Origin of the sequence: Oerskovia gallyi (assembly GCF_014836745.1) — a bacterium.
GTDB lineage: Bacteria > Actinomycetota > Actinomycetes > Actinomycetales > Cellulomonadaceae > Oerskovia > Oerskovia paurometabola.
The window spans coordinates 230,457-250,878 of sequence record NZ_JACSQE010000002.1; the positions used below are offsets into that span (position 1 = coordinate 230,457).

General features: G+C 73.4%; 23 protein-coding genes and 2 tRNA genes (1 of these 25 running past the window's edge). 9 read left to right on the top strand and 16 right to left on the bottom strand.

What is annotated here, in order from left to right:
- Nucleotides 1–66 precede the first annotated feature (66 nt).
- Both H9640_RS03510 and eda read right to left on the bottom strand, forming a co-directional pair.
- Nucleotides 67–1,182, bottom strand: coding sequence for a sugar kinase (locus tag H9640_RS03510; protein ID WP_191789335.1), 1,116 nt, complete (start codon nt 1,180–1,182; stop codon nt 67–69).
- A 6-nt stretch (nt 1,183–1,188) separates the two neighbouring features.
- On the bottom strand, nt 1,189–1,887 hold the full coding sequence (eda, locus tag H9640_RS03515) for a bifunctional 4-hydroxy-2-oxoglutarate aldolase/2-dehydro-3-deoxy-phosphogluconate aldolase (protein ID WP_191789336.1): 699 nt from the start codon (nt 1,885–1,887) through the stop codon (nt 1,189–1,191).
- Between the two features lie 73 nt (nt 1,888–1,960).
- Between eda and H9640_RS03520 the strand changes: the two genes are divergently transcribed.
- From H9640_RS03520 to H9640_RS03530, 3 genes are all read left to right on the top strand, one after another.
- Entirely contained in the window at nt 1,961–2,791 is an 831-nt protein-coding gene (locus tag H9640_RS03520; RefSeq protein ID WP_191789337.1) for an IclR family transcriptional regulator, read from the top strand.
- Nucleotides 2,792–2,952: 161 nt separating this feature from the next.
- Nucleotides 2,953–3,348, top strand: coding sequence for a universal stress protein (locus tag H9640_RS03525; RefSeq protein WP_191789338.1), 396 nt, complete (start codon nt 2,953–2,955; stop codon nt 3,346–3,348).
- Between the two features lie 24 nt (nt 3,349–3,372).
- Nucleotides 3,373–3,972: a DUF4203 domain-containing protein gene (locus H9640_RS03530; RefSeq protein WP_191789339.1), complete on the top strand. Its 600-nt coding sequence runs from the start codon at nt 3,373–3,375 to the stop codon at nt 3,970–3,972.
- Between the two features lie 73 nt (nt 3,973–4,045).
- Here H9640_RS03530 and H9640_RS03535 read toward each other — a convergent pair whose 3' ends face one another.
- Both H9640_RS03535 and H9640_RS03540 read right to left on the bottom strand, forming a co-directional pair.
- Nucleotides 4,046–5,014 (bottom strand): VOC family protein, encoded by a 969-nt coding sequence (locus H9640_RS03535; protein ID WP_191789340.1) that lies wholly within the window; start codon nt 5,012–5,014, stop codon nt 4,046–4,048.
- Between the two features lie 186 nt (nt 5,015–5,200).
- Nucleotides 5,201–6,082 carry an SDR family oxidoreductase gene (locus H9640_RS03540; RefSeq protein WP_191789341.1) on the bottom strand — a complete coding sequence of 294 codons (882 nt, stop codon included), beginning with the start codon at nt 6,080–6,082 and terminating at the stop codon, nt 5,201–5,203.
- Between the two features lie 127 nt (nt 6,083–6,209).
- Here H9640_RS03540 and H9640_RS03545 point away from each other — a divergent pair, with 127 nt between their 5' ends.
- From H9640_RS03545 to H9640_RS03555, 3 genes are all read left to right on the top strand, one after another.
- Nucleotides 6,210–6,620 (top strand): winged helix-turn-helix transcriptional regulator, encoded by a 411-nt coding sequence (locus H9640_RS03545; protein WP_307824017.1) that lies wholly within the window; start codon nt 6,210–6,212, stop codon nt 6,618–6,620.
- Between the two features lie 69 nt (nt 6,621–6,689).
- Nucleotides 6,690–7,856, top strand: coding sequence for a GTP 3',8-cyclase MoaA (gene moaA, locus H9640_RS03550; protein ID WP_191789342.1), 1,167 nt, complete (start codon nt 6,690–6,692; stop codon nt 7,854–7,856).
- Between the two features lie 119 nt (nt 7,857–7,975).
- A complete protein-coding gene (locus H9640_RS03555) occupies nt 7,976–8,212 on the top strand; it encodes a hypothetical protein (RefSeq protein WP_191789343.1) in 237 nt (78 codons plus the stop codon).
- A gap of 18 nt (nt 8,213–8,230) precedes the next feature.
- Here H9640_RS03555 and H9640_RS03560 read toward each other — a convergent pair whose 3' ends face one another.
- Both H9640_RS03560 and H9640_RS19545 read right to left on the bottom strand, forming a co-directional pair.
- On the bottom strand, nt 8,231–8,683 hold the full coding sequence (locus H9640_RS03560; protein WP_191789344.1) for a molybdenum cofactor biosynthesis protein MoaE: 453 nt from the start codon (nt 8,681–8,683) through the stop codon (nt 8,231–8,233).
- A 29-nt stretch (nt 8,684–8,712) separates the two neighbouring features.
- On the bottom strand, nt 8,713–10,062 hold the full coding sequence (locus tag H9640_RS19545) for a molybdopterin molybdotransferase MoeA (RefSeq protein WP_318243625.1): 1,350 nt from the start codon (nt 10,060–10,062) through the stop codon (nt 8,713–8,715).
- A gap of 131 nt (nt 10,063–10,193) precedes the next feature.
- Between H9640_RS19545 and nhaA the strand changes: the two genes are divergently transcribed.
- Nucleotides 10,194–11,642, top strand: a complete 1,449-nt coding sequence (nhaA, locus tag H9640_RS03570) for a Na+/H+ antiporter NhaA (protein WP_191789345.1) — start codon at nt 10,194–10,196, stop codon at nt 11,640–11,642.
- Between the two features lie 129 nt (nt 11,643–11,771).
- Nucleotides 11,772–13,412: an MFS transporter gene (locus H9640_RS03575; RefSeq protein ID WP_307824015.1), complete on the top strand. Its 1,641-nt coding sequence runs from the start codon at nt 11,772–11,774 to the stop codon at nt 13,410–13,412.
- Here H9640_RS03575 and H9640_RS03580 read toward each other — a convergent pair.
- The 8 genes from H9640_RS03580 to H9640_RS03615 all read right to left on the bottom strand — a co-directional run bounded on the left by H9640_RS03580 (nt 13,400) and on the right by H9640_RS03615 (nt 19,311).
- Nucleotides 13,400–13,996: a DsbA family protein gene (locus H9640_RS03580; RefSeq protein WP_191789347.1), complete on the bottom strand. Its 597-nt coding sequence runs from the start codon at nt 13,994–13,996 to the stop codon at nt 13,400–13,402. The two genes, H9640_RS03575 and H9640_RS03580, sit on opposite strands and share 13 nt — an antisense overlap.
- A gap of 10 nt (nt 13,997–14,006) precedes the next feature.
- Nucleotides 14,007–14,291 (bottom strand): acylphosphatase, encoded by a 285-nt coding sequence (locus tag H9640_RS03585; RefSeq protein ID WP_204808194.1) that lies wholly within the window; start codon nt 14,289–14,291, stop codon nt 14,007–14,009.
- The gene (locus H9640_RS03590; RefSeq protein WP_191789348.1) at nt 14,288–15,427 is read right to left on the bottom strand and encodes a DUF2235 domain-containing protein; all 1,140 of its coding nucleotides are present in this window, start codon (nt 15,425–15,427) and stop codon (nt 14,288–14,290) included. Before H9640_RS03590 ends, H9640_RS03585 begins: the two co-directional genes overlap by 4 nt.
- 113 nt (nt 15,428–15,540) lie before the next feature.
- Nucleotides 15,541–16,026 carry a dsRBD fold-containing protein gene (locus H9640_RS03595; RefSeq protein WP_191789349.1) on the bottom strand — a complete coding sequence of 162 codons (486 nt, stop codon included), beginning with the start codon at nt 16,024–16,026 and terminating at the stop codon, nt 15,541–15,543.
- Nucleotides 16,027–16,118: 92 nt separating this feature from the next.
- Nucleotides 16,119–16,850, bottom strand: a complete 732-nt coding sequence (locus H9640_RS03600; RefSeq protein ID WP_191789350.1) for an amino acid ABC transporter ATP-binding protein — start codon at nt 16,848–16,850, stop codon at nt 16,119–16,121.
- Nucleotides 16,847–17,785: an amino acid ABC transporter permease gene (locus H9640_RS03605; protein ID WP_191789351.1), complete on the bottom strand. Its 939-nt coding sequence runs from the start codon at nt 17,783–17,785 to the stop codon at nt 16,847–16,849. The genes H9640_RS03600 and H9640_RS03605 overlap by 4 nt, the downstream gene beginning before the upstream one ends.
- 1 nt (nt 17,786) lies before the next feature.
- Nucleotides 17,787–18,641, bottom strand: coding sequence for an ABC transporter substrate-binding protein (locus H9640_RS03610; protein WP_191789352.1), 855 nt, complete (start codon nt 18,639–18,641; stop codon nt 17,787–17,789).
- A 175-nt stretch (nt 18,642–18,816) separates the two neighbouring features.
- Nucleotides 18,817–19,311, bottom strand: a complete 495-nt coding sequence (locus tag H9640_RS03615) for a MarR family winged helix-turn-helix transcriptional regulator (RefSeq protein WP_191789353.1) — start codon at nt 19,309–19,311, stop codon at nt 18,817–18,819.
- Nucleotides 19,312–19,329: 18 nt separating this feature from the next.
- On the opposite strand from H9640_RS03615, the gene H9640_RS03620 reads away from it, so the two are divergent.
- Nucleotides 19,330–20,046, top strand: coding sequence for an NADPH-dependent F420 reductase (locus H9640_RS03620; protein WP_318243626.1), 717 nt, complete (start codon nt 19,330–19,332; stop codon nt 20,044–20,046).
- An 82-nt stretch (nt 20,047–20,128) separates the two neighbouring features.
- Here the strand turns inward: H9640_RS03620 and H9640_RS03625 are convergent.
- Both H9640_RS03625 and H9640_RS03630 read right to left on the bottom strand, forming a co-directional pair.
- Nucleotides 20,129–20,202, bottom strand: a tRNA-Met gene (locus H9640_RS03625).
- A gap of 166 nt (nt 20,203–20,368) precedes the next feature.
- A tRNA-Met gene (locus H9640_RS03630) sits at nt 20,369–20,422 on the bottom strand (it continues 120 nt past the right edge of the window).

A 20,422-nucleotide genomic window follows, 5' to 3' on the forward strand; every position in this document is an offset into this window, starting at 1 on the left:
CGAGATGCGGCGAACGGGGGTCCGCAACGTCTCTGGACCCCCGTTCGCCGCATCTCGGCGGGCGACTCAGCGCTGGACGCGCGCGCTCCCGCCCGAGGCGAGCTTGCGGACCTCGGCGAGCGACGCCGTCGACGTGTCGCCCGGCGTGGTCATCGCGATGGCACCGTGCGCGGCGCCGTACTCGACGGCCTCCTGGATCGAGCCGAGCTCCATGAGCCCGTACGCGAGGCCCGAGGCGAACGAGTCGCCGCCGCCCACGCGGTCGAGGATCTCGAGGTCCGCGCGGTGCGTGGCCTCGGCGAACCCCTGGACGCGGGACCACGCGATGGCGCCCCAGTCGTTGCGGGTCGCGGAGTGCACGGCGCGCAGCGTGGTGCCGATGACCTGGAAGTTCGGGTAGGCGGCCGCCGCGGTCTCGATCATGGCCCGGAACGCCGCGGTGTCGAGGTCGGTCAGGTTCTCGTCGACGCCCTCGATCTCGAACCCGAGGCTCGCGGTGAAGTCCTCCTCGTTGCCGATCATGACGTCGACGTACTGCGCGAGGTGGCGGTTGACCTCCTGGGCACGCGCCGGGCCGCCGATGCCCTGCCACAGCGACGGCCGGTAGTTGAGGTCGTAGGACACGATCGTGCCGTGCTTGCGCGCGGCCTTCATCGCGGCCTCGGCGACGTCCGCCGACGACTCGGAGAGCGCAGCGAAGATGCCGCCCGTGTGGAGCCAGCGCACGCCGCGCCCGAACAGCTCGTCCCAGTCCACGTCCCCGGGCCGCATCTGCGCGATCGCGGTGTTGCCGCGGTCGCTCACGCCCACGGCGCCGCGCACGCCGAAGCCGCGCTCGGTGAAGTTGAGGCCGTTGCGGACCGTGCGGCCGATCCCGTCGTAGGGCACCCACTGGACGTAGCTCGTGTCGAGGCCGCCCGTGAGCATGAGGTCCTCGACCAGCCGGCCGACCTCGTTGTCCGCGAGCGCCGTCACGATCGCGCCACGCAGGCCGAAGCAGCGGCGCAGGCCGCGCGCGACGTTGTACTCGCCGCCGCCCTCCCAGGCGTCGAACGAGCGCGTGGTCTTGATGCGCCGCTCGCCCGGGTCGAGGCGGAGCATGACCTCGCCGAGGGAGACGACGTCGTAGGTGCAGTCCGCGGCCGGGCGGAGGTCCAGGGGGGCCTGTGTCGTGTCGGTCATGTCAGCTCACTTTCCTGCGGCAGCGGAGGCGGAGGTGGCGGCGGGGGCTGCGGACACCGCAGGCGCCGCGAGCGCGACGGCCTGTGCGGAGCGGCGCGTGACCTCGGTGAAGTCGCCCGCCTCGACGAGGGCCTTCTCGACCATCCACGAGCCGCCCACCGCGAGGACCGAGGGCACCGCGAGGTACTCGGTCGCGTTCGCGGCGCTCACGCCGCCCGTGGGGACGAAGCGCAGCCCGGGGAAAGGCGCGGACAGGGCCTTGATCGCGGGCACACCACCGTTGATCCCGGCGGGGAAGAACTTCACGACGTCGAGCCCCAGGGCGAGGGCGGCCATGATGTCCGACGGCGTCGCGACCCCCGGGAAGATCGGCAGGCCGTGGTGCTGGGCGCGGCGCACGACGTCGGCGCTCAGGCCGGGCGAGACGACGAAGCGGGCGCCGGCGTCGACGGCCTGGTCGACCTGCTCGGCGTTGATGACGGTCCCGGCACCGGTCACGAGCTCGGGGAGCTCGCGCGTGACGGCGGCGATCGCGGCGCGTGCACCGGCGGTGCGGAAGGTGATCTCGGCGATGGGCAGGCCGCCGTCGAGCAGGGCGGCGCCGAGGGCGAGCGCCTGGGCCTCGTCCTCCACGACGACCACGGGGACGACCCGGACCCTGGCGAAGAGCTCGTGGAGGTCGGTCGGGGGCGCTGCGGGTGACATGGGGCCTCGCGTTTCGTTATAGTGAACGGATGTTCTGGAATGCGAAATCACTCTACGCGAACGGCCCCAGCCCGTGGTAGTCCGGCCGCCCGCCGAGACGGACGCTCCCGAGGCCGGGCTCGCACCGGCCGCCAGCCCCCTCGGCTCGGTCGACAAGGCGCTGCTCGCGCTCGAGCGCCTCGCGGCCGCCGGACCGCACGGCACCCCGCTGGGCACCCTCGCGACGGACCTCGGCCTGAACAAGACCTCGCTGCACCGCACCCTCGCCGCACTGCGCTACCGCGGCTACGCCGAGCAGGATCCCGCGACGGGCAGCTACCGCCTCGGACCCGCCGCGACCGCGCTCGGGAACGTCTTCCTCGGCGAGGAGCACCTGCCAGCCCTGCTGACCCCGGCGCTCACCGCGGTGTGCGAGGCGTCGGGCGAGCTCATCCACCTGGGCGTGCTGTCCGGGCCGGAGATCGTCTACCTCGACAAGGTCGAGCCCGCGCGAGCCGTCCGCGTGTGGTCCGCGATCGGACGCCGCCGCCCCGCAGCCACCACCGCGCTCGGCCGTGCCCTGCTCGCGTTCCGCGCGACCGACCGGTCCGCGATGGGCTGGTACACCGCCGCGGCGGGCGACGCGAGCCCCGTGACCGACGACGCGCTGTGGGCCACTCTGGGCGCGACCCGTGAGCGCGGCTACGCGACCGAGACCGAGGAGAACGAACCCGGCATCAGCTGCCTCGCGGTCCCCCTCCTGCGCGCCGGGCAGGCCGTCGCGGCACTGTCGGTGACCGCCCCGGCGGACCGCATGGACGCGAGCCGGCACGTCGAGCTCGCCCGGACGATCGACACCGTCGCCCGCCCCCTGCTCCCCGCCTCGCTGAGCCTGCCCGCCGACCTCGCGAACCCGGGCCCCTGACCCGGTCGCGCCGGGACGCCGACGGCGGGCGGCGTCGTCGGGCACCGCGCCCCACGACGCGCTCCTGCGTTCGCTGCGCGGCCCCGTGCGGTGTGAGAGAGTTCAGAGCACACGCGATCTGCCCGTCGACCCGGGCACGACGAACGAGGAGCACCGCGGCGATGACCGTACTTGTGGCCTACAACGACTCGCCACAGGGTGAGGCGGCACTGCGAGCCGGAGCCGCCGAGGCGCTCCGCCGAGCACTTCCCCTCGCCGTCTTCGTGCTCACCCCCCTCGAGGGACCGCCGCAGGACGACCCGCCGCTCCCGCCAGACCTCGCCCACCTCCTCGACGCCCTGCCCCCCGGAACCCCGGCCGCGACCGTCACCTACCGCGAGGCCCGCGTGGACCCGCCCGTCGCGATCCTCGACGAGGCCGAGCGCCTCGCCGCGAGCCTCGTCGTGATCGGCTCGCGCAAGCGCTCCCCCGTCGGCAAGTTCCTCCTCGGCAGCACCACCCAGCGCGTCCTGCTCGACGCCCATGCCCCCGTGCTCGTCATCAAGGCCAAGCACTAGCCCACCTCACGCCAGGAGGTCCCCATGGACCCGGTCGTCGCTGGTCTCGTCATCGTCGCCGTCGGCCTGCTCCTGTGCTTCCTGGGCGTCGGCTCGGTCCACCTCGCGGTCATCGCGTCAGGGTTCGGCCTCGGCTGGATGCTCGGCGACCTGTTCGGCGCCAGCCAGTCGACCGCGCTGCTGGTCGGGGTCCTGGGCGCGCTCGTCGCGTGGATCGCGGTCGCGTTCGTGTTCAAGCTCGCGGCGTTCTTCATCGGGATCGTGACCGGCGCCGTGATCGGCGCCAAGCTCTACGGCACGGTCTCGGGCGACTCGGGGAACTGGGTCCTCGCGGCGATCATCGTCATCGCGGTCGCGGCGGCCTGCGGCTTCCTCGCAGACAGGTACCGGCGACGGGCGCTGTTGTGGCTCACGACGATCGGCGGTGCGGGCATCGTGCTCGGCGGCCTCGCGCGCGTGGCCCCCGACCCCCTGGGATTCCTGCGCGACCCGTCACCGGGCTGGGAGCAGGTCGTGTCGTTCCTCGCGTGGGCCGCGCTGGCGCTCGCCGGCTGGCTCGTCCAGCGACGGCTGTTCGCCAAGCGCCTGGGCATCGACCGCGACGAGCAGCCCTCGAAGCGCTGAGTGCGGAGCAGCTGCTGCCGAGACGGCCTGCTGACGACAAGTACTCCGCACTCAGCGGTCGAGGCCGGGCGGGCTAGCGCACCGCGACCTCGATGAGGTTCTTCCACGGGTCGTCGAAGCGCAGCGTCGCGCCGTCGTGACGCATCTGGATCCCGCGCCGGGACAGGCGGTCGGCCAGCGCCGTGACGTCGTCCTCGGAAGGCACCGAGATGGCCACCTGCCCCAGGCCCAGCGTCGAGGCGCGCGGACCGGCCCCCTGGCTGTTCCACGTGTTCATGGCCATGTGGTGGTGGTACCCGCCCGCCGAGACGAACAGCGCGCTGGGCAGCGAGGCCGTGGCCTCGAAGCCCAGCGTGTCGACGTAGAACTCACGGGCCGTGGGGATGTCGCCCACCTGGAGGTGCACGTGTCCCACCACGGTGTCGTCCGGCCCCACGACGTCGGTCGAGAGGGCGCGCTCGAGCGCCGCGTCGGTGAGGTGCTCCTGCATGAACGCGTTGGGGTCGATGTAGAGGGTGTCCATCGCGACCTGGCCGTCCTGCCAGGTCCAGGTCTCGCGCGGGCGGTCGTGGTAGAGCTCGACGCCGTTGCCCTCCGGGTCGGTGAAGTAGAACGCCTCGGACACCAGGTGGTCGCCGCTGCCGACGAACGTGCTGGGCGCGGTGCGCGCGACCGAGGCGACGGCCGCGGCGAGCGCGGGAGCGTCGTCGAACAGCAGGGCCGTGTGGAACAGGCCCGCCTCGCCGCGGCGTGCGCGCGGCAGGTCCGTGCCGCGGCGCAGGACCACGAGCGGCGTCGCGCCGCGTCCGAGGACGACGGTCTCGTCGCGCGAGCCGGTCCCGGCGCCGGGGATCGACGCGAGCAGGGCGTCCGACGGCGTCAGCACGGCCAGGGAGAGCGCGTCGCGGTAGTAGCGGGTCATCAGGTCGAGGTCGGCGACGTGCAGCGTCACGGCGTCCATCGAGGTGTCGGCCGAGAGCAGGTCCTTGGTCGCGAAGCCGGTGGCGTCGGCGCCGGGAAGGCTCGTCGTGCGGTCAGTCATGGTGTCCTCCGTCCAGGGCCGGGTCCCGACCTCTTGGGTCCCAGAATAGTTGATGCTTCAACCAAAAGGAAGCCTGAGGTGTTCCCGACACCTGCCGGTCGGCGGCGAGTGCCGGTGAGTGCGTGGTTGCGCTGCGACACGCCCGGCATGTCGCAGCACAACCACGCACTCACCGGGAGTCAGTCGTCACGCGGCCGACGTCACGCCCACCGCAGCCCGCAGACCCTCGGCGAGCGGCGTCGTCGGGCGCCCGATGAGCCGCGACAGCTCGTCCGACGTCGCCGCGAGCAGACCGTCACGCGTGTTGCCGTCGAGCGCGACCACGAAGCCTGCGGTCCCCTCGTCGAGGCCCGCGTCGAGCAGGGCCTGGGTGTGCACCTCGGGGGTCACGTCCTGGTAGACGACCTCGCGACCGACGATCTCACCGATGGTCGCGGCGAGGAACGGGTGGTCCCACGCGACGTCGCCCGAGAGCTCGTGGACGCCTCCCTCGAAGGCCGGGTCGGCGTCGGCCGCCGCGAGGACGACGGCCGCTGCCTCGGCGTAGTCCTTGCGGCTCGCCGAGGCGACGAGCCCCTCGCCGACACTGCCGAGCACCACTCCGGTCTCGCGCGCCTGCTCGACCACTCCGAGGTAGTTCTCGGTGTACCAGCCGTTGCGCAGGATCGTGGCGGGCAGCCCCGAGGCCGCGATGATCTCCTCGGTGGCCTTGTGCTCGGGAGCGAGGACCAGCGCAGACGTCGTGGCCCGCGGTGCGCTCGTGTAGACGAGGTGGCGGACACCTGCGGCCTTGGCGGCCTCGACCACGTTGGCGTGCTGCTGGACACGCTGCCCGACCTCGGAGCCGGAGACCAGCAGAAGCACGTCGACCCCGTCGAGCGCCGTCGTCAAGGTCTCGGGGCGCGAGTAGTCGGCCTCGCGGACGACGACGCCGCGCTCGGCGAGGTCGGCAGCCTTGGCCGGGGTGCGGACGGCGGCGACGATCCGCTCGGGGGCGACACCGCGCTCGAGCAGCGAGTCGACGACGAGGTGTCCGAGGTGTCCGGTGGCGGCGGTGACGGCGATCATGGGGGTCCTCCTGAGGGGGTGGTGGGTACCGCGACAGCCTGGCACTAACTTTTCGTCAGTGCAATCTTCTGGATAGTGCCGACTGTGTCACAGTGCTCACGATCGGCCTGCGCGCTAGGCTGGCCTCGTGACCGACCTCCACGCCGCCCTCGACACCACGGGACCGTCCGACGAGATGATCGCCGACGTGTTCCAGCGCGGCTGCACGTCCCGCCACGCGCTCGAGACCGTGACGGGCCGCTGGGGCGTCCTGACCGTCGCCGGCCTGCGCGACGGGGCCGTCCGCTTCAACGCCCTGCGCCGACGTATCGACGGCGTGAGCGAGAAGATGCTCGCCCAGACGCTCCAGGGGCTCGAGCGCGACGGACTGGTCGTGCGCGAGGTCCGCGCGACCATCCCCCCGCACGTCGAGTACTCGCTCACCGAGCTCGGGCAGGTCGTGGCCGACAAGCTCGTCGGCCTCCTGGACGTGCTCGAAGCGGCGGTCCCCCAGGTCGCCGCCGCACAGGAGGCGTACGACGCCCGGGCCGCGCGCTGACCGTCGGCACGCGTCCGTCGCGCTGGGCAGGCCCCGCCCCAGCACCGACCGCTGCGTAGACTCGCGAGCATGACCGCCGTCGCCCTCGGGCTCCCGCGCGTGCGCCCGACCGGGGCGCCGAGCACCCTGGGGCGCCCGGACACCGAGGCGCTCGTCGACCGCTACGGGCGCGTCGCCCACGACCTGCGCGTGTCCGTCACGGAGAAGTGCTCGCTGCGCTGCACCTACTGCATGCCCGCCGAGGGACTCCCCGCGATCCCCCGCGACGACCTGCTGACGCCGAGCGAGATCGGACGGCTCGTCGGGATCGGCTACCGGCTCGGGATCCGCGACGTGCGCTTCACGGGCGGCGAGCCCCTCATGCGCCCCGACCTCGCCGAGATCGTCCGGCGCACGCGCGCGGCGGCCCCCGGCGTCCGGATCTCGATGACGACGAACGCGATCGGCCTCGACAAGCGCGTCGGCGAGCTCGTCGAGGCCGGGCTCGACCGCGTCAACGTCTCGCTCGACACGGTCGACCGCACGCACTTCGCCGAGCTCACGCGCCGCGACCGGCTCCCGCAGGTGCTCGCGGGCATCCGGGCCGCGCTCGACGCAGGCCTGTCCCCCGTCAAGCTCAACGCGGTCCTCATGCCCGAGACCCTCGCGGGCGCGACCGACCTGCTCGCGTGGGCCGTCGAGCACGGGTGCCGCCTGCGCTTCATCGAGCAGATGCCCCTCGACGCCGACCAGAACTGGGCCCGCGACCAGCTCGTCTCGGCCGAGCGGCTGCTCGACGTCCTGGGTGAGCGCTTCTCCCTGACCCCGGTGGGGCGCGAGGACCCGTCGGCCCCGGCCGAGGAGTGGGCCGTCGACGGCGGACCCGCGACCGTCGGGATCATCGCGTCGGTCACACGCTCGTTCTGCGGCGACTGCGACCGCACGCGCCTGACCGCGGAGGGCACCGTGCGCTCGTGCCTGTTCGGGAACGAGGAGGTGGACCTGCGCTCGCTCCTGCGGTCCGGCCGGGCCGCGGGCTCGCCCGGCGAGGTCCCCGGCGCCGGACCCGACGTCCGACCCGACGACGCAGCCACCGACGCCGCGATCGTCGCCGCCTGGCAGGGTGCCATGTGGGCCAAGCCGTTCGCGCACGGCCTCGACCGTGGCGCCCCCGACACCCGCGCGGTCGGCGGCCCGGCAGACGATCCCGAGGCCTTCGCACGCACCGAGCGCAGCATGGGCGCGATCGGGGGCTGACGGAGCTGCTGACACGTTCTGCACCGAGCCCGGGCGACGTGTCCAAGATCATCCTCCGTGCAGGCGCACGAGCCGCAGGATCCCGCGCCTGGAAGCACCCCGAGACCTACCATGGAGGGGTGGCCCTCCTCGACCTTCCTCACGACAGCCGTACCTCCGACGAGCCCGCTCCACGAGCCGACTCGCTCCCCGTCCACCGGCCGGGTCCGAGCCGTCTGACGGCGGGCCCGAGCACCGTCCTCGGCACCCTGATCGGCGTCACGGTGGGCACGTCCCTGCTCGCCGGGCCCGGTCTGATCCTGGGGGCGCTCGTCGGCATCGGGTTCGGTCTCCTCAAGGACAACCCGCGCGACTGACCCTGGGCCCGGCCACCTCTACAGCCCGACCCACTCCGAGTGGCCGTCGGTGAAGTGCTGCCGCTTCCAGATCGGCACCTCGGCCTTGATGCGCTCGACGAGGAGCGAGCACGCCGCGAACGCCTCGGCCCGGTGCCCCGAGGCGACGCTCGCGACGAGCGCCACGTCCCCGATCGTCAGCACGCCGTAGCGGTGCACGGCCGCGACGCGCAGTCCCGTCTCGGCGGACACGGCCGTGCAGCAGCGCCGGAGCACCTCGGTAGCGTCGGGGTGCGCCTCGTAGTCGAGGCCAGTGACGTCGCGCCCGCCGTCGACGTCGCGCACGACACCACGGAAGGTCACGACGGCGCCGTACTCGCGCGAGGTCACCGCACCTTCCACGGATCGCACCACGGCGTCGTCGAGCACGTCGCGCGTCACGCGCGACACGTCGCCGGGGGTGGTCGGGGGCTGCTGGTCGTCGGCCGTCATCGTCTCGTCCTCTGCTCTCGGAGCACCGCTCACAGCCGTACCACCCGCACGCTCTCGCCCTCCTCGACCCGGACCACGCCCTCGGGCACCTCGATCAGCACGTCGGCGGCCGCCATGGTCGCCACGAGGTGCGACCCCGCGCCGCCGACGACCTCGACCGCGCCACCGGGCACCGTCCGTCCTCGCAGCATCTGCTGCTTGGCCGCCGGGGAGTCGATCGCCGCTGTCACGGTGCGCGTCTCGTCCTCACGGTCGGGGAGCCCCGCCGCGCGCTCGAGGACGGGGCGCGCGAAGACCGCGAACGAGACCTGGGCGCTCACGGGGTTGCCGGGGAAGGTGAGGATCGGGGTCCCGTGGTGGGTCCCGAACCCCTGCGGGCCGCCAGGCTGCATCGCGACCGACCGGAACGTCACGCCGTCCCCCAGGGTGTCCTTGACGACCTCGTAGGCACCCTGGCTCACGCCGCCCGACGTGAGGACCAGGTCCGCCACCTCGGCGGCCCGTGCCAGGAGAGCGGCCAGCTCGCGCGGGTCGTCGCCGGTGCGCCCCGTGAGCACGACGTCGGCCCCGGCGCGTCGGGCGGCGGCCACGAGCCCGGGCAGGTTCGCGTCGTACACCTGGCCGGTCGCGGCGGCCTCGCCCGGCTCGACGACCTCGGTGCCGGTCGAGACGACCGCGACGCGCACCCGCGCCCGGACCTCGAGCACGGGCACGCCGCACGACGCCGCGGCGGCCAGGTGCTGCGGCCCGAGCAGCGTGCCCGCGGCGAGCACCCGGTCTCCGCCGCGCACGTCCGTCCCGACGTCCCGCACGAGCTCGCCCGGGCCGCGCGACGCCAGCACCCCGACGTCCGTCCCGACGGACCCGCGCGGGGTCTCGGTCGTGTGCGCGCCGAACCGCTCCGCGTCGGTGTCCTCCACGGGCACGACGGCGTCGCTCCCCTCCGGCACGACGGCACCGGTCATGATCCGGGCCGCCGTCCCCGGGGCGAGGACCGCCGGCGTGCCGGGACCCGCGGGGATCTCGGCCACGACGGGCAGCACGACGGGCGAGGCTCCCGAGGCACCGTCGACGTCCGCGGACCGCACCGCGTAGCCGTCCATCTGCGAGCTGCGGAACGCAGGCTGGTCGACGGGGGCGGACAGGTCCGCCGCGAGCACCCGGTCGAGCGCGTCGACCAGCGCCACGCGCTCGACGCCCCGAGCCGCGAGCGCCGGTCGGAGCAGCGCCTCGACCTCGCGGCGGTGCTGGTCGACGCTCACGCGGCGGGCACCCGCGGCCTGCTGGTGCCGCGCCCCGGGTGCGGGCGGCGCGGCGGTGGGCGGCGCCGTCGGGCCGCTTCTCGCCTCTCCGGTCCACGCTGCCTGCTCTGCCGTCACGTCTGCTCCTCACCACGCCCGGGCGGGCCGCCCGCCCGGCGGCCACAGGTCCCAGCCTGTCACGATCCGCGGGCCGCGGGCGCGCCCGTCCGACGGTTGCGTCGTGCGCCGCGCGCTGCGACCTTGGAGCGGTGACGTCCACTCCCCCGGTCCCGCCGGCGCAGCCCGGCGGGCGTCCGCTCCTCCCGACGCTCGAGCAACGGCCGGGGCCACCGCTGCGCTTCCCCGTGAGACCGGTCGCGCCCGCGGTCCGGCAGTTCCTCGCGACCGAGGCGGGCGGTGCGGTGCTGCTGCTCGCCGCGACCGTGGTCGCGCTCGTGTGGGCGAACTCGCCCTGGTCCGCGTCGTACGACGACCTGTGGGCCACGACGGCCGGGATCCACCTGGGCGGCTGGTCGCTCGACATGGACCTGCACCACTGGGTCAACGACGCCGCGATGGCGGTCTTCTTCCTCGTGATCGGCCTCGAGATCAACCGCGAGGTCACGAGCGGTGAGCTGCGCAACCGGCGGACGGTCGCGGTCCCGGCGCTCGGTGCCCTGGGCGGGCTCCTGGTGCCCGCGCTCGTCTACCTGGCGTTCAACGCGGGCACCGACGCGCAGCACGGCTGGGGCGTCGTCATGTCGACCGACACGGCGTTCCTCGTGGGGGTCCTCGCGCTGTTCGGCCCGCGCTGCCCCGACCGGCTCCGGCTGTTCCTGCTGACGCTCGCGGTCGTCGACGACATCGGCGCCATCACGGTCATGGCCGTCTTCTACAACGACGGCGTGTGGCTGCCCGGTCTCGCGATCGCGGGGGTCCTCGTCGCGGGCATGCTCGTGCTGCGCTGGCTCGGCGTCTGGCGCCTCGCGCCCTACGTGGGCGTGGGCGTCGCGCTGTGGCTCGCCGTCTACTCCTCGGGCGTGCACGCGACGCTCGCGGGCGTCCTGGTCGGGCTGCTCGTCCCCTCCCGCCGGGCCCGTCCCGACCAGGTCGACGACGTCCCGGGGTACGCCCAGCGTCTGCGCGAGGAGACGACGGCGGAGCGCGAGCACCTGACCGAGCTCGCCGCACGCGCGGCCGTGCCCGCGAGCGACCGGCTCCAGCGTGTCCTGCACCCGTGGAGCGCCTACGTCGTCGTGCCCGTCTTCGGCCTGGCGAACGCGGGCGTGCAGCTCGACGCCGAGTCGCTGTCGGCCGCGATGACGTCGCGGCTCACGATCGGCGTCGCGGTCGCGCTCGTGGTGGGCAACGCCGTCGGGATCTTCGGCGCCTCGGCCCTGGCCCTGCGGCTGAACCTGGGCGACCTGCCCGGCCGGGTGCGCTACTCGCACCTGCTGGGCGGCGCGATGCTCGCAGGCATCGGGTTCACCATCTCCCTGTTCATCGCCGAGCTCGCGTTCGACGACGAGGCGCTCGTCGAGCAGGCCAAGATCGGGATCCTCGCGGGGTCGCTGGTCGCGGCCGTCGCCGGGTCCGTGACGCTGCGCATCCTGGGCGAGCGGCTCCCCCTGTGCTCGCCCGAGTCCACGGGACCGCCGCCCGGGCTGCCCCCGCGGCCGTGGCGCGCGCCCGAGGCGGTCGAGGACGCCGAGGAGTAGGCAGGTCGTGCGGTGGCCCGTCCGCCCCCCGGGCGACACACTGAGACTCACGGCGGGCCGCCGACGACCCGCCGCCGCGACGCAGACGACCGGGGGCGACCATGGGCTCGTGCAGCACCGGAGCAGACCGTGGCTCGAACCGCTGAGCGCGCCACGGGCGTCGTCCTGCTGACGCTCGCCTCGGGCCAGTTCGTCATGACGCTCGACAGCTCGGTCATGAACGTGTCGATCGCGCAGGTCGCGCAGGACGTGGGCACCACGGTCACGGGCATCCAGACCGCCATCACGCTCTACACGCTCGTCATGGCCACGCTCATGATCCCGGGCGGCAAGGTCGGCGGGCTGATCGGGCGCCGTCGGGCATTCGTGCTCGGGTGCATCATCTACGCGTGCGGTTCCTTCACGACCGCCCTCGCGCCGAACCTCGGGGTGCTGATCCTCGGCTGGTCGGTGCTCGAGGGGATCGGCGCGGCGCTCATCATGCCCGCGATCGTCGCGCTCGTCGCCTCGAACTTCGCGGCCCCCGACCGGCCGCGCGCCTACGGGCTGGTCGCGTCCGCGGGCGCCATCGCGGTGGCCGCAGGGCCGCTCGTGGGCGGGCTCGTCACGACGTACTGGACGTGGCGCTACGTGTTCGTCGGCGAGGTCGTGATCGTCGCGGTGATCCTGCTGCTCACGCGCCGGATCGCCGACGCGCCGCTCGGGCCGCGGTTCCGGCTCGACCTGGTCGGCGCGGCTCTGTCCGCGGTCGGCCTCGGTATCGCGGTGTTCGGCGTCCTGCGCTCGGGCGAGTGGGGCTGGGTCCAGACCCGGCCGGGCGGGCCGTCGTGGCTCGGCCTGTCCCCGACCATCTGGCTGATCCTGGCCGGGATGCTGGTCGTGCGGCTGTTCTTCGCGTGGGAGCACCGCGTCGTCGCCGCGGGCAAGGAACCGCTCGTGCGGCCCGAGATGCTGCGCAACGCACAGCTCAACGGCGGGCTGACGATGTTCTTCTTCCAGTTCATGCTCCAGGCGGGGCTGTTCTTCACGGTCCCCCTGTACCTGTCGGTCGCCCTCGGGCTCTCCGCGCTCGACACCGGCATCCGCCTCCTGCCCCTGTCCGTGACGCTCCTGCTCGCGGCGGTGGGGATACCGCGCTTCTTCCCGCGCGCCTCGCCCCGCACGGTCGTGCGGTGGGGCGTGGCCGCGCTGCTCGCGGGCATCGTGAGCCTGCTCGCCGGGCTCGAGGTCGGTGCCGGGCCCGAGGTCGTCACGGTCCCGCTCGCCCTCGCGGGGCTCGGCGTCGGGGCGCTGGCCTCGCAGCTCGGGGCCGTGACCGTCTCGGCCGTGCCCGACGAGGAGAGCGGCGACGTCGGCGGGTTGCAGAACACCCTGACCAACCTGGGCGCGTCGCTCGGGACCGCGCTCGCAGGCTCGGTCCTCATCGCGGGACTCACGGCGACCTTCCTCACCGGGGTCGCCGACAACCCCGCGGTGCGGGCCGAGATCGCCGCGACGGCACAGGTCGAGCTCGCGGGCGGCGTCCCGTTCATCTCCGACGCGCAGGTCGAGGAGGCGCTCACGAGCGCAGGGCTCCCGCCCGAGGAGATCGCCGCCCTGACCGAGGAGAACGAGGCCGCCCGCATCACGGGCCTGCGGGCGAGCCTCGCGGTGCTCGCCCTCGTGGCGCTGACGGCGCTGTTCTTCGCGCGACTGATACCGACCGCGCCCGTGGGCGGTCCGGCGGCCCCGAGGAAGGACTCGGACGCCCCCTCGGCTCAGGCGCCCTGACCGGTCGCCGGCCCCGCCGCCCGTCCCGCGTCCGCGAGCGCGGCGGCCACGGCCGACCGGACGCCGTCCTCGGTCACCCGGCCCCGGTACCGCACGCCCTCGACGTACAGCGTGGGGGTCCCCCGCACACCGAGCGCCGTCCCGGCCAGGTAGTCACGCTCGACGGCGTCACCGTGCTGCTGCGCGGCGTCACCGACGACGCTCGCACCGTCCAGCCCCAGCTTCTGCGCCCAGTGCGCGAGCCCGACGTCGTCGAGCCTGTCCTGGTGCGCGAACAGGAGGTCGTGCATCTCCCAGAACCGTCCCTGCGCCCCGGCCGCCTCGGCCGCGAGCGCCGCCGTGAGCGCGTACGGGTGGACCTCGAACAGCGGGAAGTGACGGAAGACGAGCCGGACCTGGCCGCCCGACTCCTCGACGACCGTCCGCAGGACGGGGGCCGCGTCGTGGCAGTACGGGCACTCGAAGTCGCCGAACTCGACGATCGTCACGAGGGCGTCGAGGGCGCCGAAGACGTGGGCGTCGGGCGGCACGAGCGCGGCTCCGGGGCGGGTCGTCGGATCAGGACGTTCTGCGGGCGAGGTCATGTCCCCAGCATCACACCGGGTCCTCGTCGATGCGCGCCACCTCTCCGGGCGTCCGGCCGCCGCGGAGCCAGTCCCGCAGCGTCGCGACGGCAGCGGCCTCGCCGCGCGCCGTCACGAGCACGGTCCCGTCGGGGAGGTTCTGCGCGTCGCACGCCAGCCCCAGCGCGGCGGCCTGGCGGGTCGTCGCCCACCGGAAGCCGACGCCCTGGACGTGCCCGTGCACGACGACGCGCAGCGTGGTCTCCCGACGGCCGTCCCGCGGCCGGTCGTCGCCTGCCCTGCCTGCGCCGGTCACGTCAGCACGAGCCGCCGGGGGACGTCCGTGAGCGTCGGGACGGGCTCGACGGCGAGGTCGCCGCCCGCCGCGTCCTTCCACCAGGCGATGTTCGCGGCGTGCTCCGCGTAGGTGGACGTGGGGTCGGCGCTGAGCGCGAGGGCGAGGTCGGAGAGCCGCACGTCGTCGACGTACCCCTCGTCGAGAGGCACGCCGGCGAGCAGGCGTCGTGTCCCCCTGAACCGTGGCCGGCGCTTCCACCGCTTGGCCGTGTTGAGCAGGCGGTAGGCCATCCGCGGCGTGAAGCTGCCGACGAGCTCGGTGTCGTCGCCGAGCTGGGCGAGGACCCGGTCGGGGTAGAACGTGAGCCCGCACGCCGCGGCCTCGCCCATCATCCACAGGAGTGCGACGTCGGACAGCCCGGGCGAGGCGTTCCCACCGCCCACGTCGCTGTGCGCTCCCGGGAACCAGACCTGCTTGACGCCGCCCGGCCGGTCGTCGTCGGCCGGGACGTCCCACAGGCACGGCTCGAACGTGAGCCGCCGTTCGTCGATGGCCAGTGCCTGACGCGCGCACTGCACCATGCTCGACAGGCGCACGTCGTGGAACCGGCTCCTGCGGCGGGTGATCCCTGGCACGCCCAACGCCCCCACGGTGTCGAAGACCCCGAGGAACGTGATGGGCACCTGGGGGTAGCAGTACTTCTCGCGGAACTGCGAGACCCGGGCACGCCTGCCGGGCGAGTGGTCGCGATACAGCGACTCGGCGTCCGCCAGCAGGTTGCCCGCGCCGCGGTCGGCGAGCGCGTCCGCCGTGAGCAGGCCGACGCTCGCGATCATCCCGGCCACGCTGCGCGCGGTGTACGCGCCGCGGCTGAACCCGAACACGTAGACCTCGTCGTCGGGCTCGTAGTTGAGCGCGAGGTCCCGGTAGCCCGCGACGACGTTGCGACTGAGCCCGTAGCCGAACGCCCCGCCCAGCAGCGCGTCGACCCGGTAGCCCCGGGCGCCGACGCCCTCGACCGAGAACACCATCTGCTGGACCCCGTCGGGCCCGATCCCCGTGTGGACCGACCGGGCGATCTTCTCGATGTTCGACACGCTCGCACGGACCGGCGAGTTCCACGTGCCGTCGCAGCAGAGCACCAGGCGCTTCATGGCTCCTCCTCGAACCCTCCCGTCGCCGTCGGCGGGCCTACCTGGAGGGAGCGCGCAGCGGCCCCTGTTGATGCGTCGCCACGGGCGCGGACGACGAGCCCCGCGGCCCACGCTCAGTGGTGCACGTGCGCGGGAACGCCCGTCGAGCCCTCGATCTCCGTCTCCGCGATGCCGAGCAACCGGTCCGCGAGCGCGCGCAGCGCGCGGGCCGCCGCGACGTGGTCGCCGATCGCCTCGATCTCCGTGTCACCGGGGTCCTTGCGGGCCCTGCCCACGGCGTGGAGCTCGGACGGGACGTCGCCGACCAGGATGGCCTCCGCCGTCGTGCGCCCCTCGCTCTCGACGAGGCTCACCTGGACGTGCCAGGACTTCGCGTGCACCGGGACGACGACCTCGTGCGCCTCGGCGCCCTCGACGGGGGCGCGGACCATGGTGTCGGGCCCCGGGTAGACGAGCGTCCGTTCACCCGTGTCGGCCCACTCGACCAGGTAGGGCGGCGAGCCGTCCTCGTGCTGGACCTCGACGACCATGCCGTCGCGGACCGCGCCGCCGACGACCCCCGAGGCCCGGATGATCCTGTCTCCGACCGCTGCCAACATGTCGCGCCTCCCCGCTGAGGAACCTGCTTCCATGATGCGCGCCGCGCGGCCCGCACGGAAGGGCGGCGTCCCCGTGGCCGGCCCAGTCGCGGTCAGCGCAGCCGGCGCAGGAACTCCCGGGTCCGCTCGCGCTGCGGGTCGCCGAGGACCTGCTCGGGCGTGCCGCGCTCGTGCACGCGCCCCTGGTGCAGGAAGCAGACCTCGTCGGCGACCTCGCGCGCGAAGCCCATCTCGTGGGTCGCGACGAGCATCGTCACGCCCTCGGCGCGCAGGTCCGCGAGCAGGTCGAGGACCTCGCCCACGAGCTCGGGGTCGAGCGCCGAGGTGACCTCGTCGAGCAGCAGGAGCTCGGGCGAGGACACGAGCGCCCGCGCGATCGCGGCCCGCTGCTGCTCTCCCCCGCTGAGCTGGTCGGGGTAGGCCGTCATGCGGTGCGCGAGGCCGACCCGGCGCAGCATGGCCTCGGCCGCGGCCTCGGCCTCGGCGCGACCCCGCTTGTGCACGAGGCGCGGGGCGAGGGTCACGTTGTCCATGACCTTCATGTGCGGGAAGAGGTTGTAGGACTGGAACACCAGGCCCATGCGCGCCCGGACGACGTTCGCGTCCAGACGCGGGTCGGCGACGTCCTGCCCGTCGAGCAGGATCTCGCCGTCGTCGATCTCCTCCAGGAGGTTCACGACGCGCAGCAGCGTCGACTTGCCCGAGCCCGACGCCCCGACGAGCACGACGCAGCGGTGCTCGTCGACGTCGAGGTCGATCTCGTCGAGCACGAGGCGCTCGCCGTACGTCTTGCGGATCCCGCGCAGGGACAGCAGGTGGCTCATCGGATGGCCCCCGCCCCGCTCACGGTCGCGAGCGACCCGCGCCAGCCTTGGCGGGCCGAGTACACGTCGACGACGCGCGTGAGCGGGATCGACACGAGCAGGAACAGGACGCCCGCCACCACGTAGGGCGTGAAGTTGTAGCTGCCCGACGCCGCGATCTGCGCGGCCCGGATCGCGTCCACGGCGCCCAGGATCGAGATGAGCCCCGAGTCCTTCTGGAGCGAGACGAGGTTGCTCGCGAGCGGCGCGGTCACGTGGCGCACGGCCTGCGGCAGCACGACCTTGCGGGTCGTCTGCGCGCGGGTCAGCCCGAGCGAGCGCGCGGCCGAGACCTGGGACGGGTGCACCGACTCGATCCCTGCCCGGAACACCTCAGCGAGGTACGCGGTGTACGTGAGGATGATCGCGAGCGCACCGAGGAACGCCCCCGACGTCGGCAACCACTCGAGGCGCAGCGCCGGCAGCCCGAACCCGACGAGCAGCAGGACCAGCAGCAGCGGCACGCCGCGGAACACGTCGACGTACGCGACCGCGAACGCGCGCAGCGGGAACAGCGCCGGGATGCGGCTCGTGCGGATCACGGCGAGCGCCATGCCGAGCACCATCCCGACGACCGACGCCACGACCCACACCCGCAGGTTGAGCCACAGGCCCTCGGCGATCGCGGGGAGCGAGTCCCACGCGCTGGCCGGGGAGAAGAACGCGTCGCGCGTGCGCTCCCACCCGGGGGCCGTGGTCACCACGACGTACAGGACCGCGACCACGACCACGGTCGAGAGCGTGGACACCCACGCTGCCCGACGGCGCCGCGCACGCCGGTAGGAGTCCCTCGCCACCGCGAGCGGGGACGGGGTCCAGGCTGCGGTCCCGGGGCGAGCGCCGCCGTCGGGCTTGCTGTCCTCGGGCGGTGCGACGCCCGGAGCGCCCCCGCTCACCTCAGCCCAGCTCGGGGATGTCGTCCGACTTGAGCCACGTGGTGCGCAGCTCGGCGAGCGTGCCGTCCTCCTCGAGCGAGTCGACCGCGGCCGAGACGCAGTCCGTGAGCACGGAGCCCAGGTCCAGGACCAGGCCGTACTGCTCGACCGTGCCCTGGTCCGGCAGGGTGCCGATGACCACGGAGTCGGGGAAGTACTCGGTCGAGGCCGCGACGCCCTGGTCGACGTCCATGACCATGACGTCGATCGTGCCCGACTGCAGGGCCGTCATGCCGTCGCCCGCACCGTTGAACGGGACGATGTTCGCGTCGTCGCCGAACGCGGCCTTCGCGAGCGTGAGGCTCGTCTGGGCGGCCGTGACGCCGATGCGCAGGTCCTTGAGCTCGTCGAGCGTCGTGGCCGAGGCGTACGGGCCGGCCTCCTGCACGATCACGCCCTGGCGGGTCGTGAGGTAGGGGCTCGAGAAGTCGACGGCCTTGCGCCGCTCGTCCGAGATGGACGTCTGCCACGCGGCGAAGTCGAACTCCTTGATGCTCGGGCTGACGATCTGCTCGAACGTCACGAGCTCCCACTCGACGTCGTCCTCGGCGTAGCCGAGCCGGTCGGCGACCTCGTAGACGAGCGCGGACTCGAAGCCCTCGCCGCTGTCGTGCTCGCCGATGTACCAGGGCGAGTACGCCTCGCCCGCGGCGACGGTCAGCTTGCCGTCGGTGTGCGTGGGCAGCGCGCCCGGCTCGCACGTGGGCGTCGAGCCGGCCGAGCCGGCGTCGTTCGAGGAGTCGTCGGCGGAGCAGCCCGCGAGGAGCAGGGCGGTCGAGACGGCTGCGACGGGCAGCACGGCGTTCAGGCGGCGCATGAGGACCTTCCAGGGTCAGGAGGGTGACGAGGCGGCTCCGGACGGCCGCGGGTGACGCGCGCTGCCGGGACTCACCGGAGGACGACTCTACGCCGGTCCCATGCGGTGAGACAGGGGCGTGGCGCACGGTGAGACGGTGGGTCGCGTCACACCGTCGCGCCGCCCCTGCGTCGACTCAGTCCTCGGGGAGGTGGAGCGCGTCGAGCCGCCCCTCGGTGTCGAGCGACTCGAGGATCGAGCGCGCGATCTGGTCGAGCTGGTCGACCTGCTCCGGGGTGAGGCGGTCGATGATGTGCTCGCGGACCGTGCCGACGTGGCCGGGGGCCGTCGCGACGACCTTGTCCCACCCGGCGTCGGTCAGGACCGCGAGCGTGGCCCGGCGGTCCTCGGGGCAGGGCGAGCGCTCGACGTAGCCGCGACCCTCGAGGCGCTTCACCACGTGCGACAGGCGCGGCAGGGTCGCGTTGGTCTTGAGCGCGAGGTCCGTCATGCGCAGCGTGTGGTCGGGTGCCTCGGAGAGCATCGCGAGCACGAGGTACTCGAAGTGGGTGAGCTGCGCGTCGCGCTGGAGCTGGGCGTCGAGCACGCCGGGGAGGAGCTCGGAGACGGCCTGGAGGCGCATCCAGGTCCGCAGCTCGCGGGGGGAGAGCCATCGCACGTCGTCGGTCATGGGACCAGTCTACCGGCAATGGTTGACACGACAACTAAGCGGGTCTACGTTAGTTGTATCAACAACCAATCACGCCGGTCCGGTATCGGCGTCGCAGCCCCGGAGGACTTCATGACCAGCATCACGATCATCGGCGCAGGGAACATCGCAGCAGGCGTGGCACGCATCGGACTCGACGCCGGCGCACAGGTCCAGGTCCTGGCGCGCGACGCCGAGAAGGCCGCAGCACTCGGCTCGGGCGACTCGTTCACCTCGGGCGTCGTGGGTGACGAGATCACGGGCGACCTCGTGGTCCTCGCGCTCCCCTACCCCGCCGTGCCCGAGGTCCTCGCGCAGTACGCCGGCCGGCTCGACGGCAAGGTCCTCGTCGACCCGACCAACCCCGTCGACTTCGCGACGTTCGACTCGCTCGTCGTGCCCGCCGACTCCTCGGCCGCCGCCCAGATCGCCGCGCTCGCCCCGACCGCCACGGTCATCAAGGCGTTCAACACGAACTTCGCCTCGACCCTCGCGAGCGGCAAGGTCGCCGACCAGTCGACCACCGTGCTCGTCGCGGGCGACGACAACGACGCCAAGGCCACGCTCGTCGACCTCGTCCGCGCAGGCGGCCTCAAGGGAGTCGACGCCGGGTCGCTCAAGCGCGCCCGCGAGCTCGAAGCCCTCGGGTTCGTCCAGATGACGCTCGCCGGCTCCGGCGCGACCCAGTGGACGACCGGCTTCACGCTCTCCGACTGACGCGGCGCCCAGAACCCTGGGCGAGACCCCGGGAATGACGAAGGCCCGGTCCAGCATGTCTGCTGGACCGGGCCTTCCTTTGTAGCGGGGGCAGGATTTGAACCTGCGACCTCTGGGTTATGAGCCCAGCGAGCTACCGAGCTGCTCCACCCCGCGTCGGTGAACACCACTCTACGCGACCTTTCGCCCCTGCCGTGACCAGGGCACCTGTCGGGCACGTCACACGCGGACGGCGCATGGGTCCGGCGTTCATTCTCCACGGGTCATCCCGGGAATGACGAAGGCCCGGTCCAGCATTCCTGCTGGACCGGGCCTTCCTTTGTAGCGGGGGCAGGATTTGAACCTGCGACCTCTGGGTTATGAGCCCAGCGAGCTA